At 37.4% G+C, this 17,581-nt stretch carries 20 protein-coding genes and 1 other annotated feature; of the genes, 18 read left to right on the top strand and 2 right to left on the bottom strand.

The features are described 5' to 3' along the window. The first annotated feature begins 52 nt into the window (after positions 1-52). From DQN23_RS05480 to DQN23_RS05445, 8 genes are all read left to right on the top strand, one after another. On the top strand, positions 53-1,216 hold the full coding sequence (locus DQN23_RS05480; protein WP_061408058.1) for a class I SAM-dependent rRNA methyltransferase: 1,164 nt from the start codon (positions 53-55) through the stop codon (positions 1,214-1,216). Then, complete coding sequence (gene aroD / locus DQN23_RS05475; protein WP_006532529.1) at positions 1,213-1,890, top strand: type I 3-dehydroquinate dehydratase; 678 nt, start codon at positions 1,213-1,215, stop codon at positions 1,888-1,890. The genes DQN23_RS05480 and aroD overlap by 4 nt, the downstream gene beginning before the upstream one ends. Further along, the gene (locus DQN23_RS05470; RefSeq protein WP_111712878.1) at positions 1,880-2,749 is read left to right on the top strand and encodes a shikimate dehydrogenase; all 870 of its coding nucleotides are present in this window, start codon (positions 1,880-1,882) and stop codon (positions 2,747-2,749) included. The genes aroD and DQN23_RS05470 overlap by 11 nt, the downstream gene beginning before the upstream one ends. A gap of 21 nt (positions 2,750-2,770) precedes the next feature. Next, the gene (gene aroB, locus DQN23_RS05465; RefSeq protein ID WP_111712877.1) at positions 2,771-3,838 is read left to right on the top strand and encodes a 3-dehydroquinate synthase; all 1,068 of its coding nucleotides are present in this window, start codon (positions 2,771-2,773) and stop codon (positions 3,836-3,838) included. A 1-nt stretch (position 3,839) separates the two neighbouring features. Continuing rightward, positions 3,840-5,006 (top strand): chorismate synthase, encoded by a 1,167-nt coding sequence (gene aroC, locus DQN23_RS05460; protein WP_020916977.1) that lies wholly within the window; start codon positions 3,840-3,842, stop codon positions 5,004-5,006. Between the two features lie 81 nt (positions 5,007-5,087). Further along, positions 5,088-6,191 carry a prephenate dehydrogenase gene (locus DQN23_RS05455; protein ID WP_020916976.1) on the top strand — a complete coding sequence of 368 codons (1,104 nt, stop codon included), beginning with the start codon at positions 5,088-5,090 and terminating at the stop codon, positions 6,189-6,191. Positions 6,192-6,203: 12 nt separating this feature from the next. Then, positions 6,204-6,542 (top strand): YlbF/YmcA family competence regulator, encoded by a 339-nt coding sequence (locus DQN23_RS05450; RefSeq protein ID WP_020916975.1) that lies wholly within the window; start codon positions 6,204-6,206, stop codon positions 6,540-6,542. Between the two features lie 92 nt (positions 6,543-6,634). Continuing rightward, a complete protein-coding gene (locus DQN23_RS05445; protein WP_111712876.1) occupies positions 6,635-7,552 on the top strand; it encodes an L-lactate dehydrogenase in 918 nt (305 codons plus the stop codon). Positions 7,553-7,586: 34 nt separating this feature from the next. On the opposite strand, the gene DQN23_RS05440 is transcribed toward DQN23_RS05445, so the two are convergent. Both DQN23_RS05440 and DQN23_RS05435 read right to left on the bottom strand, forming a co-directional pair. Next, positions 7,587-8,831, bottom strand: a complete 1,245-nt coding sequence (locus DQN23_RS05440; RefSeq protein ID WP_058814029.1) for a bifunctional folylpolyglutamate synthase/dihydrofolate synthase — start codon at positions 8,829-8,831, stop codon at positions 7,587-7,589. 69 nt (positions 8,832-8,900) lie between these two features. Further along, a complete protein-coding gene (locus DQN23_RS05435) occupies positions 8,901-9,395 on the bottom strand; it encodes a DUF6556 family protein (RefSeq protein WP_058814028.1) in 495 nt (164 codons plus the stop codon). Positions 9,396-9,591: 196 nt separating this feature from the next. On the opposite strand from DQN23_RS05435, the gene DQN23_RS05430 reads away from it, so the two are divergent. The 10 genes from DQN23_RS05430 to DQN23_RS05385 all read left to right on the top strand — a co-directional run bounded on the left by DQN23_RS05430 (position 9,592) and on the right by DQN23_RS05385 (position 17,426). Then, positions 9,592-10,737, top strand: a complete 1,146-nt coding sequence (locus DQN23_RS05430) for a cysteine desulfurase family protein (RefSeq protein WP_111712875.1) — start codon at positions 9,592-9,594, stop codon at positions 10,735-10,737. A gap of 40 nt (positions 10,738-10,777) precedes the next feature. Then, complete coding sequence (gene thiI / locus DQN23_RS05425; RefSeq protein ID WP_058814027.1) at positions 10,778-11,992, top strand: tRNA uracil 4-sulfurtransferase ThiI; 1,215 nt, start codon at positions 10,778-10,780, stop codon at positions 11,990-11,992. 100 nt (positions 11,993-12,092) lie between these two features. Next, a complete protein-coding gene (locus tag DQN23_RS05420; RefSeq protein ID WP_058832917.1) occupies positions 12,093-13,298 on the top strand; it encodes a CapA family protein in 1,206 nt (401 codons plus the stop codon). Then, entirely contained in the window at positions 13,289-13,828 is a 540-nt protein-coding gene (locus DQN23_RS05415) for a GNAT family N-acetyltransferase (protein ID WP_020916968.1), read from the top strand. The genes DQN23_RS05420 and DQN23_RS05415 overlap by 10 nt, the downstream gene beginning before the upstream one ends. Before the next feature lie 92 nt (positions 13,829-13,920). Beyond that, positions 13,921-13,996 (top strand) — a sequence feature (ribosomal protein L21 leader region). Between the two features lie 35 nt (positions 13,997-14,031). Further along, positions 14,032-14,346 (top strand): 50S ribosomal protein L21, encoded by a 315-nt coding sequence (rplU, locus tag DQN23_RS05410; RefSeq protein ID WP_020916967.1) that lies wholly within the window; start codon positions 14,032-14,034, stop codon positions 14,344-14,346. 12 nt (positions 14,347-14,358) lie between these two features. Beyond that, positions 14,359-14,694: a ribosomal-processing cysteine protease Prp gene (locus tag DQN23_RS05405; protein WP_020916966.1), complete on the top strand. Its 336-nt coding sequence runs from the start codon at positions 14,359-14,361 to the stop codon at positions 14,692-14,694. Positions 14,695-14,715: 21 nt separating this feature from the next. Further along, positions 14,716-15,009, top strand: a complete 294-nt coding sequence (gene rpmA, locus DQN23_RS05400) for a 50S ribosomal protein L27 (RefSeq protein ID WP_004232221.1) — start codon at positions 14,716-14,718, stop codon at positions 15,007-15,009. Positions 15,010-15,158: 149 nt separating this feature from the next. Then, entirely contained in the window at positions 15,159-16,076 is a 918-nt protein-coding gene (locus DQN23_RS05395) for a LysR family transcriptional regulator (protein WP_020916965.1), read from the top strand. Beyond that, positions 16,073-16,546 (top strand): signal peptidase II, encoded by a 474-nt coding sequence (gene lspA, locus DQN23_RS05390; RefSeq protein ID WP_020916964.1) that lies wholly within the window; start codon positions 16,073-16,075, stop codon positions 16,544-16,546. Before DQN23_RS05395 ends, lspA begins: the two co-directional genes overlap by 4 nt. After that, positions 16,530-17,426: an RluA family pseudouridine synthase gene (locus DQN23_RS05385; protein ID WP_020916963.1), complete on the top strand. Its 897-nt coding sequence runs from the start codon at positions 16,530-16,532 to the stop codon at positions 17,424-17,426. Before lspA ends, DQN23_RS05385 begins: the two co-directional genes overlap by 17 nt. Positions 17,427-17,581: the final 155 nt, after the last annotated feature.

Raw genomic sequence — 17,581 nt, 5'->3', positions numbered from 1 at the left:
GAAATATAAAATTTAGTGGGAAAAATTCTGAATTTTTGATATAATAAGCTTCATGAACAAACTATACGTGGATTCTTTCGTTGAAAAGAATATTAAACGTGGTATTCAACTTTTGGATGGAAAAGATTTTCATCAACTTGATTTAGATAATCAGCTGGTTGCTCTTTACAATCACTCACGTCAGTTTTTAGGAACGGCTTACCTGTCTCGTCAAAATAAAGGAATCGGTTGGTTCTTAGGAAATGGTAAGATTGATTTGACAGAGTCTTATTTTGAAAGCTTGTTTAGCAAGGCTAAGCAGAAGCGTCAACACTTTGAAAACTCTGATTTGACAACAGCCTATCGATTGTTTAATCAAGATGGCGATAATTTCGGTGGTGTGACGATAGATCGTTATGCTGATTTTGTTGTATTTTCTTGGTACAACACTTTTGTTTATCAGTATCGTGATATCATCGTTAAAGCCTTTCAAAAAGTTTATCCTGCGGTTAAAGGCGGATATGAAAAAATTCGCTTTAAAGGACTTGATTATGAGTCAGCTCACATTTATGGTCAAGAAGCACCTGAAACCTTTACCATTTTGGAAAATGGTGTCAAATACAGTGTTTTCATGAATGATGGTCTGATGACAGGCATCTTTTTAGATCAACATGAAGTCCGTGATGCTTTAATTAATGAACTAGGTCTTGGAAAACGTGTGCTAAACATGTTTTCTTACACAGCAGCTTTTTCAGTTGCAGCAGCCATGGGTGGTGCGATTGAAACAACTTCTGTAGACTTAGCTAAACGTTCTCGTGAACTGTCTCAAGCGCATTTTGATGCCAATGGCCTTGATATGACAAATCATCATTTTGTGGTCATGGATGTTTTTGAATATTTCAAATACGCTAAACGTAAAAACTTGACTTTTGATTTGATTGTTATCGATCCACCAAGTTTTGCTCGTAATAAAAAACAAATATTTTCAGTTGCTAAAGACTATCACCGTCTCATTAGCCAAGCACTAGAAGTCTTGTCAGATGATGGAACAATCATTGCTTCTACCAATGCAGCTAATTTGACTGTGGCACAATTTAAGAAACAATTGGAAAAAGGGTTTGCTTCTGTTAAGCATGAATATATTCGCTTGCAACAATTGCCAAGTGATTTCACTATTAATAAAGCAGACATGAGCAGTAATTATTTGAAAGTATTTACAATAAAGGTTGAGAAATGAAAATAGTAGTACCTATTATGCCGAAAGATTTAGAAGAGGCGCAGTCGATTGATATTTCGAGATTTGAAGATGTGGATATCATTGAATGGCGAGCTGATTACCTAGCCAAAGAAGATATCATGACAGTTGCGCCAGCTATCTTTGAAAAATTTTCCGGCAGAGAAATTATTTTTACCATTCGCACAGATAAAGAAGGTGGTAATCTTAACTTATCTGATGACGAATACGTTGAACTTTTGAAAAATATTAATGCTATTTACCACCCAGATTATATCGATTTTGAATATTTTTCACATAAAGAAGCCTTTCAACAAATGTTAGAGTTTCCAAATCTAGTTTTGTCTTATCATAATTTTGAAGAGACTCCTGAAAACTTGATGGAATCATTTTCTGAATTAACAGCCCTAGCTCCTCGTGTAGTTAAGGTTGCTGTTATGCCCCAAAGTGAACAAGATGTTATTGACTTGATGAACTACACTCGTGGATTTAAAACACTAAATCCTGAACAAGAGTATGCGACTATGTCAATGGGCAAACTAGGACGTGTTTCACGTTTTGCTGTTGATGTATTCGGCTCATCATGGTCATTTGCAAGCCTAGACCAAGCAAGTGCACCTGGACAGGTTGCTCTTGCTGATATGAAACGTATTAGGGAGGTACTTGATGCAGATTGATGGATACACTCGCTTAGCGGCTGTCGTGGCAACACCGATTAAACACTCTATTTCACCATTTATTCACAATTACGCTTTTGATAAAACAGGTGTAAATGGTGTTTATGTTGCCTGGGATATTCCTGAGGAAGACCTAGCGGTTACTTTGGAAAATGTTAAACGTTATGACATGTTTGGTGTGAATATTTCAATGCCATACAAACAAAAAGTCATGCCTTATATGGATGAGTTGACAGACTCTGCTGCCTTGATTGGTGCGGTTAATACAGTTATTAATCGTGACGGCAAATTAGTTGGTCACAATACTGATGGTATTGGTTTCTTTAGAAGTCTTTCAACTTTTGCTGATTTTGATGTTAAAGGCAAGACAATGACTATTCTTGGTGGTGGTGGAGCTGCGACAGCTCTTATTGCCCAAGCAGCTCTTAATGGAGCAGGTCATATTAACATTTTTAATCAGACACAGTTCTTGGAAGCGACAGGCCAAAAAGCACAAGAACTTTCTGATAAAACTGGTGTATCTATTACTGTTTATCCAGTCGAAGATTTGAAGACAATTCAAGAAAAAGTGTTAGAATCACAACTTTTTGTCAATGCGACAAGTGTTGGAATGGATGGTAAATCAATGATTATCACGGAAGACTTCGAATTTCCTGAAGGTCTTTTGGTGGCTGACACGATTTATCAACCATTTGAAACACCATTCTTGAAATTAGCTCGAAGCAAAGGTCTCAAAGCGCTTAATGGCTTGGGTATGTTGTTATACCAAGCAGCAGAAGCTTTTGAAATCTGGACTGGTGAGACTATGCCAACGGCTGAGATTTGGTCAGCTTTGGAAGAAAAGTACAATACAAAATAGGATAAAAAATAGGTGACGCTAATGAAATTGAATGTTAATCTCCCACAAACACCTTATGATATTGTGATTGAAAAAGGTGTCTTAGTTAAAGCCGGTGATTGGGTGAAATCACTTTGGCAACCTCAAAAAATCGCCCTTATTACAGATAACCAAGTTGGAAGTTTGTATGCCGAAAAAGTAAAGCTCAGTATCGAAAATGCTGGCTTTGAAGTGATTGTTTTTGATTTTCTAGAAGGTGAAGCTTCAAAAAATCTTCAAACAGTCAATAAAGTATATGAATTTTTGGTTAGAAATGGTATGACACGTAGCGATGGAATCGTTGCGCTTGGCGGAGGTGTTGTTGGAGATTTAGCTGGTTTCGTAGCGTCTACTTATATGCGCGGAATTCATTTCTTGCAAATTCCGACGAGTCTAACGGCTCAAGTGGATTCATCAATTGGTGGTAAAACAGGTGTTAATACACCATTTGCTAAAAATATGGTTGGAACATTTACGCAACCAGATGGTGTTTTAATCGATCCTGAAACCCTTCAAACGCTTGGAAAACGAGAACTCATTGAAGGTATGGGGGAAGTTATCAAGTATGGTTTGATTGAAGACGTTGAACTTTGGAACGAACTTTCTGCTATGGATGGTTCGCCTGAAAGTATTTTAAAACATGCAGAAAGCATTATTTATCGCTCATGTAATGTAAAACGTAAAGTTGTTGTAGAAGATGAACTTGATAATGGTGTTCGTCTTTACCTTAATTTTGGTCACACCATTGGCCATGCTGTTGAAGCAACTGCAGGCTATGGTAAAGTGATGCATGGTGAAGCTGTTGCCATTGGTATGGTACAAATTTCTCGTGTTGCCGAAGCAAAAGGCTTAATGCCTAAAGGTATCACTAAAGAGATTTTTGAAATGTGCCAAAAATTTGGTTTGCCAACAGACTACCAACCATGGGATGTTGAGGTGCTTTATGGAGCTTTAGTACATGACAAAAAAGCCCGTGGTAAAATGATTAAGACCGTCATTGTGCCAGAGCTTGGTAGTGCAGCGATCAATCAGATCCCCCTTGAAGAGGTGAAAGAGTATTTGGAGAAATAATATGAGATATTTGACAGCTGGTGAATCTCACGGACCGCGTTTAACGGCTATTATTGAAGGAGTTCCTGCTGGGCTTCCTTTAACTGCCGAAGATATTAATGTTGATTTGAAGCGTCGTCAAGGCGGTTACGGCCGTGGCGGACGAATGAAAATTGAGTCAGATAAGGTTGAAATCACATCTGGCGTGCGTCATGGAAAAACAATAGGAGCACCGATTACACTTCATGTCATCAATAAAGACCATGAAAAATGGTTAGATATTATGGCTGTTGAAGATATTGATGACATTCTTAAAACAAAACGCAAAATCACTCATCCTCGTCCTGGGCATGCTGACCTTGTAGGTGGAATGAAGTATCGCTTTGAAGATTTGCGTAATTCTCTCGAACGTTCTTCTGCGCGTGAAACAACAATGCGTGTGGTAGTTGGTGCTGTGGCAAAACGTATTTTGGCTGAGTTGGACATTGAAATTGCTAACCACGTTGTGGTTTTTGGCGGTAAAGAAGTTGATGTTCCAGAAGGACTTACTGTTTCACAAATTAAAGAATTAGCTATACAATCTGAAGTGTCAATTGTTAACCAAGAACGTGAGCAAGAAATCAAGGATTATATTGACCAAATCAAAAAAGACGGAGATACCATCGGTGGTGTTGTCGAAACAGTTGTTGGTGGTGTTCCTGTCGGACTTGGTTCATATGTACAATGGGATAAGAAACTTGATGCTAAGATTGCTGGTGCCGTTGTTTCAATTAATGCCTTTAAAGGTGTGGAATTTGGACTTGGTTTCAAAGATGGTTATCTTAAAGGTAGTCAAGTAATGGATGAAATCCTCTGGAACGAAGAAGAAGGTTATACACGTCGTACTAATAATCTTGGTGGTTTTGAAGGTGGTATGACAAACGGACAACCTATTGTTGTGCGTGGTGTCATGAAACCTATCCCAACGCTTTATAAACCTTTGATGTCAGTTGATATTGAAACTCACGAGCCTTATAAAGCAACTGTCGAACGTTCAGATCCAACGGCTCTTCCAGCAGCAGGTGTTGTTATGGAAGCAGTTGTGGCAACGGTTGTGGCTGATGAGATTCTTGAAAAATTCTCTTCTGACAATCTCGAAGAATTAAAAGAAGCTGTCGCTCGTCATCGTGATTATGTCAAACATTTTTAATGCATAAACAGTTGACAGAAGCTGAGACAAAAGTGCTCAGCTTCTTTCTATAAGGTATTGTTATCCGGAAATGGAGAAACTATGGAAAATAAAGTGATTTATGTTGCAGGTTTAGGTTTGATTGGGGGATCTCTTGCCTTAGGAATTAAGCGTGACCACCCAGATTACAAAATTTTAGGCTACAATCGTTCTGATAAATCACGAAATGTTGCTCTTGAGCGTGGGATTGTTGATGAAGCGACAGCAGATTTTAAAGAATTTGCGCCTCTGTCAGATGTGATTATTTTGGCGGTTCCGATTAAACAGACTATTGAGTTCATTAAGACTCTTTCTGAAATGGATCTGAAAGAAAATATAATCATTACAGATGCTGGATCAACAAAACGTGAAATTGTTGAAGCAGGAGAAAAATATTTAGCTGGTAAGTCTGTTCGCTTTGTCGGCTCACATCCGATGGCAGGTTCTCACAAGTCGGGAGCAATTGCTGCAGATGTGAATTTATTTGAAAATGCTTATTATATTTTCACACCATCTTCTTTGACAACGGCAGGAACGATTGATGAACTCAAGAAAATTTTATCAGGACTTCATGCACGTTATATTGAAATCGATGCTGCAGAGCATGACCGTGTAACGAGTCAAATTTCACATTTTCCACATGTCCTTGCAGCAAGTTTGATGGAACAAGCAGGTGATTACGCAACAGAGCATGAAATGGCTAATCATTTTGCGGCAGGTGCTTTTCGCGATATGACACGTATTGCTGAGAGTGAACCAGGCATGTGGACCAGTATTCTCTTGACCAATAAAGAAGCTGTTGCTGATCGCATCGATGATTTCAAGGATAGACTTGATGAGGTTAAGAAGCTTATTTTGCAAGGTGATGGGGATGCAATTTGGAATTACTTCAATCATGCTAAAGAAACGCGTAAAGAAATGCAAATTCACAAACGCGGTGGCGTGGAAAGTGCCTTCGATCTTTTCATTGATGTTCCCGATGAAGAAGATGTCATCTTAAAAATCTTGGAATTGCTTCGCGGAACATCTTTGGTTAATATTCATGTTAATGAAGAAAACCGCGAAGATATTAATGGTATTTTACAAATTTCATTTAAAAATGTTAAAGATTTGGAACATGCTAGAACAGTTATTAGCGAAAAAACTGATTATAAAGTTCATATTTAAAGGAGAAATATTATGGCAAATATTTATGATTTAGCAAACGAACTAGAACGCGAAATCCGTGTTCTTCCTGAATACAAAAAAGCACAAGAATGTCGTGCTGCGATTGATGCTGACGAAGAAGCAAAAGCTTTGTTTAAAGAATTCACTGAATTCCAACAAGGCCTTTATGCCAAATTGCAATCAGGTCAAATGCCTACAGGTGATGAACAAACTAAAATGCAAGAATTGGGTGCTAAAATCGAAGCAAATCCTGTTCTTAAAGCTTATCTTGGTGCTCAACAATCATTGTCAGTTTATGTAGCAGATCTTGAAAAAATTATTTTTGGTCCTTTGCAAGATCTTTTGAAATAGTAACTGTAACCTAACATTTCTTGTTAGGTTTTTTTCGTATTTTTCGAGGTAAAGGTCTATAATGATTGATAACTTTATAAGGAGGTTGTTTTATGTCACGTAAGGTTGGAATTATTGGAATGGGTCATGTTGGCTCAACTGTTGCTCATGGACTGATTGCTCAAGGGGCTTTTGATGATTATGTCTTAATTGATACCAATGAGAAAAAAGTCACCGCAGATGCGGTTGATTTCCGTGATGCTGCAGCGAATCTAAATCAACATGCCAATATTGTGATTAATGATTATGAAGCTTTAGCTGATGCAGATGTTGTTATTTCTGCATTGGGAAATATCAAACTTCAAGATAATCCAAATGCAGACCGTTTTGCGGAGTTACCTTTTACAGCACAAGAAGTGCCTTTGGTTGCTAAAAAGCTAAAAGAGGTTGGGTTTAAAGGGATTATTGTAGCTATTTCAAATCCAGTTGATGTCATTACTAGTCTCTATCAACATTACTCAGGTCTTCCAAAGGAACGCGTTATTGGTACAGGTACTTTGCTAGATACTGCTCGTATGAAACGTGCTGTTGCTGAACGCCTTGGTGTCGATGCGCGTAGTGTCTATGGTTATAATCTTGGTGAACATGGAAATTCACAATTTACGGCTTGGAGTCAAGTTCGTGTCAAAGGACAACCAATTTCTAACTTTACAGACCAAGCGACGCTTGAGGAAATTGCACATGAAGCCATGATTGGTGGACATGCGGTCTTTTATGGTAAAAAATACACAAGCTATGGGATTGCTAGTGCAGCTATTCGCTTGGCAATCGCAGTTGTTTCAGATAGCCATGAAGAATTACCGGTTTCTAATTACTACGAACCACTAGATACTTACCTCAGCTACCCAGCTATCGTTGGACGAGAAGGTATTATCGAGCAAGTTAAATTAACTTTGCCAGCTGATGAAGAAGCTAAACTTGAAAAGTCAGCTGACTTCATTAAACGTAAATTTGCTGAAAGTTTGAACTAAACAAAAAGAAATCCCATCTGAAAATCAGGTGGGATTATTGATTGAGTAAAAAGTTACGAACTTCTGAGATGAAATAAAGTGAACCGGTGACAACAAAGAAATCTTCAGGATTATTTTCGGCGTCAGCAAGCCAGTCTTTGTAATCAGCAACTTTTTTGTATTTTTCAGGATAATCTGACAAAGCTTGTGCTTGATAGAAATTAAAACTAGTCACTGCTAAGTCAAATACGGATAGTTCTTCGAGCATTTTTGTCAAAGGCTTACGCCTTAAGCCTGCAAAGAGGATGTGAATGTTGCGATTTGAAAAGTCTTTTTTTAGCACATCGACTAATTTTGCAACCGAATCTTCGTTATGTGCACCATCTAACATAAGGTTTGGTCGTATTAGCTCACACCGTCCAGCCCAAACAGTGTTTTCTAAGCTATTTTTGATAGTTGTTTTAGTAATATTTTTGAAATGCAATTTAAGAATGATAGCAGTCATAGCAGCTAATGAGGCATTAGTTCGTTGATGATGACCTAACATTGATAAAGTGATGTTTGAAATGGTCATATCTTGATAATGAAAATCAAAATTTTTACCATTTTCTCTGATTGAGAATTCTTTATCTAGTTCATATGTTGGACAATCAAGCTCTTTAGCTTTTTGATGAAATACTTTTTGGACCTCTGGTGTCATTTCTCCAAAAATAAAAGGAATATGAGGATTTAAAACACCAGCTTTATGACCAGCAATTTCAGTGAGAGTTTTGCCAAGTGTTTCTTGATGGTCGATACTGATTGATGGGCAAATAACTGCTTTTGCTGTAAAGACATTGGTTGAGTCAAAAGTACCTCCAATACCAGCTTCAATAACGGCAACGTCGACAGGATTGATAGTTGCAAAGTAACAGAACATAATGGCTGTAACGAGTTCGAACTCAGTTACCTTACCAACTTTTTCTTGAAAAACATTACTATCTACGATAGGTTTAATTGCCTGTGCTGTTTTAACCAGATTGCTATCAGAAATTTCTTTGCCATCGATAGCGATACGCTCATTAAAGCGCGTAATAAAAGGAGATGTGAAGGTACCTGTTTTATAACTTGATGCCGTTAAGATATGTTGGAGAAAACTAGTTGTCGAACCTTTGCCATTCGTTCCCACAACATGAACAGCTGGAAATTTATCTTGTGGGTTATCAAGTAAGTTAAGGAGATAGCGCATGCGCTCTAAACTTGGTCGGCGACCATTAGCTTTGTGAGAGTGAATCCAATTTAGCGTTTCAATATAAGTCATGAGTTTATTTTACCTAGTAAAAAAGAGGTGGGATGATAAGGAATTTTATCGTCCCATTCCTCTTTGATTTTATTGATTTGTTTCAGTAGCACTTCCTGCAGTAGTATCAGATGTTTCAGTAGTACTTCCTGCAGTAGTATCAGATGTTGCTTGTGAACTTGTTTGAGTGTTGTCTTGTGTTGTATCAGCACTTGAACTATAAGTTGTAGAATCTGAGCTAGAGTCATAAGATGCATTGTTGCTATTAGCGTCATCATTGTAAACACTATTGTTAGCAGCTGAACTTGAATATGTAGTTGATGCAGAAGTATCAGTTTTACTGTTGTTGCCTTTGTTACCTTCTTTAATCACAACAGTTGTTGTCGATTTATCAGTTGGCTTTTGACTTGATGAGCCTTTTAAGGCGTTATTGATAGTGATACTTGCTACGATAATACTGAGGATAGAACCGATAAGAGCAATTGTTTTTTGAAGGGCTGAAAAACCTTTTTTAATGTGCTTTGATGGGGCTTGTTCTTTATCTTTTTTTGATGATTTTTGACGTCTAGAATAATGTTGAGACATTTTTAACTCCTTTTTCGCGTATGATTCTATTATAGTTTTTTCATTTTAAATGTCCAGTAAGAGATGGGACTCTTTTAAGAAATATTTTAGGGCTTTTTCTTAAAAATAGGCTTAAAAAACTTGAGATTAAAGCTTTCACACTTATGAGAGACTGTGTTATAATGGTAGTATTGATTTTTTTGTGAAGGAAGAAAAAATGATTTACTTTGATAACTCTGCCACAACTATTCCCTATCCTGAAGTTTTACGTACTTATCAGGAAGTGGCAAGTAAAATTTATGGAAATCCATCAAGTTTGCATAATCTAGGAACAAAAGCTAGTCGTATCCTAGAGGCGAGTCGCAAGCAAATCGCTGGCTTGCTTGGCGTTAAGAGTGATGAAATTATTTTCACTTCTGGTGGTACTGAAGGAGATAACTGGGTTCTTAAAGGTGTCGCATTTGAAAAAGAACGCTACGGAAAACACATCATCGTATCAGATATCGAACACCCAGCCGTAAAAGAATCTGCAAAATGGCTTGGTGAACACGGTTTTGAAGTATCTTATGCGCCAGTTGATGAAAAAGGTTTTGTTTATGTTGATAAATTAGCAGAGCTTTTGCGCCCAGACACAACACTTGTGTCAATCATGGCTGTTAACAATGAAATCGGCTCTATTCAGCCAATTAAAGCTATCTCAAAATTACTAGCTGATAAACCAGGAATTTCATTCCACGTGGATGCTGTTCAAGCTATTGGTAAAATTCCAGCAGCTGATTATTTGACAGAGCGTGTTGATTTTGCAAGTTTTTCAGGTCACAAATTCCACAGTGTGCGTGGTGTAGGTTTTATCTATAAAAAAGAAGGTAAAAAATTAAATCCATTGCTAGCTGGTGGTGGGCAAGAAGGTGACCTTCGTTCAACTACTGAAAATGTTGCAGGTATTGCTGCGACAGCGAAAGCTCTTCGCTTGGTTACTGACAAAGAAGCTTACTCCCTTCCAAAAATCGCCACAATGAAAGAAATCATTTATGACGAATTAGCTAAGCACAAAGATATCCTTATTTTCTCTGGTAAAGATGATACTTTTGCTCCAAATATCTTAACGTTTGGTATCAAAGGTGTTCGTGGAGAAGTGGTAGTTCATGCCTTTGAAGAACATGAAATTTATATTTCAACAACATCAGCTTGTTCATCAAAAGCAGGAAAACCTGCCGGAACATTGATTGCCATGGGAGTTCCTACAAAACTAGCGCAGTCAGCTGTTCGCATTAGTCTCGATGATGACAATGACATGGGACAAATTGAACAATTCCTAACAATTTTCAAACAAGTCTACGAAAAAACACAAAAAGTAAGATAATTAATAAGAAAGGATAAAGAGATTTTCTCTTTAGAAAACTATGCAATACTCAGAAATTATGGTTCGCTACGGCGAATTATCAACTAAAGGAAAGAACCGCATGCGTTTCATCAATAAATTGAAACGTAATATGAAACACGTTCTTTCAATTTATCCAGATGTCCGTGTTGTGGTTGACCGCGACCGCGCACACATTTTCTTAAATGGTACAGATTACGTTCCCGTTGCGGAGTCATTAAAACAAATTTTTGGGATTCAAGCATTATCACCATCATACAAGGTTGAAAAAAATCTAGAGACCATTAAAAAAGCTGTTCAAGATGTGATGACTGACGTTTACCATGAAGGTTTGACATTTAAAATCACAAGTAAACGAAGTGATCACAATTTTGAAATGGATAGCCGTGAATTGAATCAATACCTTGGTTCAGCTGTCTTTGAAGTTTTGCCTAACATTCAAGCGCAAATGAAAGGGCCAGATGTCAATCTTAAAGTTGAAATCCGTGAAGAAGCTGCTTACCTTTCATATGAAAATATCAAAGGTGCTGGTGGTCTTCCTGTTGGAACAGCTGGTCGCGGAATGCTAATGCTATCAGGTGGTATTGACTCACCTGTTGCAGGTTACCTTGCTCTTAAACGTGGGGTTGATATTGAAGCTGTTCACTTTGCTAGCCCACCATATACTAGCCCAGGTGCTCTTAAGAAAGCTCAAGACTTAACTCGTAAATTGACAAAATTTGGTGGAAACATTGACTTCATCGAAGTACCATTTACAGAAATCCAAGAAGAAATCAAGGAAAAAGCGCCAGAAGCTTACTTGATGACATTGACACGTCGTTTCATGATGCGTATTACTGACCGTATTCGTGAAGAACGTAATGGCTTGGTTATCATTAACGGTGAAAGTCTTGGACAAGTGGCAAGTCAAACACTTGAAAGTATGCGTGCCATTAATGCTGTAACAGCAACACCAATTATTCGTCCAGTTGTCACAATGGATAAATTGGAAATCATTGATATCGCTCAAAGAATTGATACTTTCGATATTTCAATTCAACCATTTGAAGATTGCTGTACTATCTTTGCGCCAGATCGTCCAAAAACAAATCCAAAAATCAAAAATGTTGAACAATACGAAAAACGCATGGATGTTGAAGGACTTGTTGAACGTGCTGTGGCAGGAATTAAAGTGACAACAATCACACCACAAGCAGAACATGATGAAGTCGATAACTTAATCGATGACTTACTATAATAGATAGAAACTGCCTTTAGGGCAGTTTTTTTCTTGCCAGTTAAATCCTGAAAGCCTAATCATAAAGTGTTATAATAGTTGCATGGAGGTGTGATTAAGGATGTTAGATAGGATAATTTATAAAAAGACAACGTTGGCTTGCTTGGCATTTATTTTGCTTAGCTTATTAGGTGCAGCATTTTATGGCTTACTATTTGGGAAGGCTAGTCCAAGTGACAAGACTCAGCAATCAAAAGCTCTGTCAAGTAAAGTCAAAACAGCGCGTGTCATGGCAAATGGAGATATTCTTATCCATAATGGTCTTTATGGCAGTGCTGAGCAGGCTGATGGAACTTATGATTTTAAACCTTTCTTTGAGTATGCCAAAGACTGGATTTCAAGTGCAGATTTGGCAATTGGTGACTACGAGGGAACAATCAGTCCAGATTATCCGTTAGCTGGCTATCCTTTGTTTAACGCACCAAGTGAAATTGCTGACGCCATGAAAGACACAGGTTATGATGTTGTCGATTTAGCTCACAACCATATCCTTGATTCTGGTCTTTCAGGAGCACTTAACACCGTTAAAACCTTTGATAAATTAGGAATGCCTAGCATTGGCGTTTACAAAAAAGATCGTGACAAAGAAGATATTTTAATTAAAAATGTTAATGGTATTAAAATTGCTATTTTAGGTTACTCTTATGCTTACAATGGTCTAGAAGCTAATTTATCAGATGAAGACTACGAAAAACACATGTCTGATTTAAATGAAGACAAAATGAAGGCTGAAATTCAGGAAGCTGAAAAGAAAGCTGATGTAACAATTGTCATGCCACAAATGGGAGTGGAGTACCAACGAGAACCAACTCAAGAGCAAGTAACCCTTTATCACAAGATGGTTGATTGGGGTGCAGATGTTATCTTTGGTGGACACCCACACGTTGTGGAGCCATCAGAAACGGTTGAAAAAGATGGTGAAAAGAAATTTATTATCTATTCAATGGGAAATTTTATCTCTAACCAACGTTTAGAAACGGTAGACGATATTTGGACAGAACGTGGACTTTTGATGGATGTAACATTTGAAAAGAAAAATCATAAAACAAAAATTAAAACTGTCGCAGCTCACCCAACAATGGTTTGGGTATGGAGCAAGGGCGTGACAGGGTCAGAAGGCTTTGTTCTTTCAGACTATCGTACGCTTATTTTAGAAGACTTTATCAAAGGTGGTAAATATCGTGACAAACTTGATGCTAGTATGCAAGAGAAAGTCGATACCGCCTATCAAGAAATGAATGAATTGGTGAATTTACAATGGAATTAAAACGTCAAGAGGTTAAACTTTTTTCAAAAAGTTCCCGTGATGTCAAAAACTTATACCTATCAGCTTTTCCAGCTGTTGAACGTGCACCGTATTTGCCGTTGCTATTGACGAGTTATCGTGACTTGGCAGATTTTTATGCTTATTATGATGGCGACGATTTTGTCGGTTTGGCTTACATTTTACAAAATGAAGCTGTGGTTTATTTATTTTTCTTAGCTGTTAACCCTAACATTCGTTCTCGTGGTTATGGCTCAGCTATTTTGCAAGATGTTAAAGATTTAGCTGGGAATCGTCCAGTTGTTTTGGCAATTGAGCCCATGAATGAAAAAGCTGATAATTTTGATCAACGCTTGAAGCGCGTGCGTTTTTATGAGAAAAATGGTTTTCACATTACAGCCTATTATTACCACGAAGGTAGTGAGACTTATCAAATGATGGCAAATACAAAGCAGATTGCTATTGATGCTATCGAAAAATTGACTAAAAAAGCTGTTTTGGGATTAGTGAAAGTATCCTTTGACAAAAAATAAAAAATGAAAACGCACTATCATTAAAAAAAAGCCAGTATATTCCTTGCTTTAATTAGCCTTACATGATAAAATATGAACGTTGACTAAATGCACATCCTGTGCAACCGCACGAAAATCGTTTGTAAGAAACTCTCGAGGTTCACGATTTAGGCGAGTCTTCACAAGCAGAAAAATCTGCAACAAAATTTTATAGGAGGTGCACGATGAGCACATATGCAATCATCAAAACTGGTGGAAAACAAGTTAAAGTTGAAGTAGGTCAAGCTATCTATGTTGAAAAACTTGATGTTGAAGCTGGTTCAGAAGTAACATTTAACGAAGTTGTTCTTGTTGGTGGTGAAACAACTGTTGTTGGTACACCAGTTGTTGAAGGAGCTTCTGTTGTTGGTACTGTTGAAAAACAAGGAAAACAAAAGAAAGTTGTTACTTTCAAATACAAACCTAAAAAAGGTTCACACCGTAAACAAGGTCACCGTCAACCTTACACTAAAGTTGTTATTAACGCTATCAACGCTTAATTTAGCATTCTCATGATTCAAGCAACTTTTATTCGTCACAAAGGCAACTTAGAAAGTGTTGAACTGACTGGTCATGCTGGCAGTGGTGAATATGGCTTTGATATCGTATGTGCAGCTGTTTCAACTTTATCGATTAACTTTGTTAATTCGTTAGAAGTTTTGGCAGAATGCAATGCTGATTTGGCTGTCAATGAGATTGATGGTGGTTATATGAAGATTGATATCTCTCATATGACTAAAAAGACAGATGAGAAAGTTCAACTTTTATTTGAAAGCTTTCTTTTAGGAATGACAAATTTGGCTGAGAATTCGAAAGAATTTGTGTCGGTTAAGGTCATTGCAAACTAATTTGAAAAGAGGACACTACATATGTTAAAAATGAATCTTGCTAACTTGCAACTTTTCGCCCACAAAAAAGGTGGAGGTTCTACATCAAATGGTCGTGATTCTGAAGCAAAACGTCTTGGTGCTAAAGCAGCTGACGGTCAAACTGTTTCAGGTGGATCAATCCTTTACCGTCAACGCGGTACTCATATCTATCCAGGTGTGAACGTAGGTCGCGGTGGTGACGATACACTTTTCGCTAAAGTTGAAGGTGTTGTTCGTTTCGAACGTAAAGGTCGCGATAAACGTCAAGTATCAGTTTATCCAATCGCAAAATAATTTAACAGAAAAGTCTGCTTCGTGCAGGCTTTTTTTGTTCCTTTTTGAAATACAAAATGGTTAGTCGGTCACTTTTGGCTTTATATAGCGCCATTAGTTATATTTTGCTATAATAAGGATAATTGATTTTTTAGAAAGAATGATTGACAATGAACATACAACAACTACGATATGTTGTAGCTATTGCAAACAGTGGGACCTTTCGTGAAGCGGCTTCTAAGCTTTTTGTCAGTCAGCCGAGTTTGTCAGTAGCTATTAAGGACCTTGAAGGTGAATTAGGGTTTCAAATTTTTACACGTACAACGACAGGTGCTGTTTTAACGAGTCATGGAATGACCTTTTATGAAAAAGCATTGGAAGTTGTTAAGAGTTTTGACTCGTTTGAAAAGCAATTTTCCCAATCGGCCGCAGACTCAGATGAGTTTTCTATTGCTAGTCAACACTATGATTTTTTACCGCCTTTGATAACAACCTTTTCTAAGGCGCATCCTGAGCATAAGGATTTTCGAATTTTTGAGTCAACAACTATTCAAATTTTTGATGAGGTGGCTCAAGGTGATAGTGAGATTGGGATTATTTATTTAAATAATCAAAATCGCAAAGGGCTTTTACAACGTATGGAAAAATTAGGCTTGGAATTTGTCGAGTTAATCCCTTTTAAGACTCATATTTATCTGGCTAAGACTCACCCTTTGGCACAAAAGAAAAGTCTTGTGATGGATGACTTGAAAGATTCGCCAACAGTTCGATTTACTCAGGAAAAGGATGAGTACCTTTATTATTCTGAGAATTTTGTTGATACCAGTGATAGCCCGTATGTTTTTTATGTGACCGACCGCGCTACCTTAAATGGCATTTTAGAGCGTACAGATGCTTACGCGACTGGCTCTGGTTTCTTAGATAGCCGTAGTTTTAATGGTATTACTGTTATTCCACTTGAAGATAAGTTAGATAATAAAATGGCTTATATCAAACGTCGTGATAAAAATTTATCGGCTTGTGCTTTGAAATTCATCGCTGTCATGAAAGATTATTTTGAAAAATTCAGTCCAAAGGTGACCAAATGAAAAACTATAGAAAACTTTATGGTCCATTAGCTGCTGTGATTTTGATTTTGTTGGATCAATTAAGCAAGCAATGGATTGTCAATCATATTCCTTTAAATGCTATTCGCAAATGTGTGCCAGGTATTTTTAGCTTAACTTATTTACGTAATTATGGCGCAGCTTTCTCTATTTTGCAGAATCAGCAGTGGTTCTTTACGGTGATTACACTTGCTGTTGTCGGAGCAGCTTGCTATTATTTTATTAAAAATATCAATGGCAATTTTTGGTTCTTGTTTGGACTATTGTTGATTATTTCAGGAGGTATCGGTAATTTTATCGACCGTTTGCGACTTGGTTACGTTGTTGATATGGTTCATTTGGATTTTATGAATTTTGCTATTTTTAATGTGGCGGATTCGTATTTAACAGTTGGGGTAGTGATTTTATTTATCGCCCTATGGAAAGAGGAGGAAAATGGAATTAATCATTAAAGAAGCTGGCGCTCGTTTAGATAAGGCGTTAGCAGACTTAACAGATTTGTCACGTAGCCAAGCTAATGATGAAATTAAAAAAGGTACTGTTTTGGTAAATGGCAAAGCTGTTAAAGCAAAATATGCTGTCAAAGTTGGTGACGTTGTAACTTATGAAGTGCCTGAAGAAGAGGTATTAGAATACACAGCAGAAAATATTCCACTTGATATCGTCTATGAAGATGAAGACGTTGCAGTGGTTTACAAACCGCAAGGTATGGTTGTTCATCCATCTGTCGGTCACACATCAGGTACTTTGGTTAATGCTTTGATGTATCATATTAAAGATTTGTCTTCTATCAACGGTGTGATTCGACCAGGGATTGTTCACCGAATCGATAAAGACACATCAGGGCTTTTGATGATTGCCAAAAATGATACTGCCCACAATGCACTTGCTGCTGAGTTGAAGGATAAAAAATCCCTTCGTAAGTATGTGGCCATTGTACATGGTAATATTCCGAATGACCGCGGTGTCATTGAAGCACCAATTGGACGTTCTGATAAGGATCGTAAAAAACAAGCTGTCACTGCTAAAGGAAAACCAGCTGTGACGCATTTCAAAGTTTTGGAACGTTTTGGAAACTATACTTTGGTTGAATTGACACTTGAAACAGGTCGAACTCACCAAATCCGTGTGCACATGGCTTATATTGGACACCCAGTTGCAGGAGACCCATTATACGGACCACGTAAGACATTGAAAGGTAATGGTCAATTCTTGCATGCTCAAACACTTGGCTTTACACATCCAAAAACAGGTGAAACAATGACTTTCACAGCTGAAGTGCCAGCAATTTTTAAAGAAACACTTGAAAAATTGCGAAGCGGAAAAGCTTAAAACATATGATAAAAATTGCAGTGATGAACCTTTTGGAAAGTCCTGCTTTTTTATTCGTTTTTGTGAAAAATCACGAGATATTTTTTTGCTGAAAATCGTAAATCCCTTGTCAAATGATGAACAATTTGGTATTATATAAGAGTAAATATTATCCT

This window comes from Streptococcus lutetiensis (assembly GCF_900475675.1).
Lineage (GTDB): Bacteria > Bacillota > Bacilli > Lactobacillales > Streptococcaceae > Streptococcus > Streptococcus lutetiensis.
The sequence above is the reverse complement of the archived record's forward strand: the minus strand, read 5'-3'. Positions and strand labels throughout refer to the sequence as shown.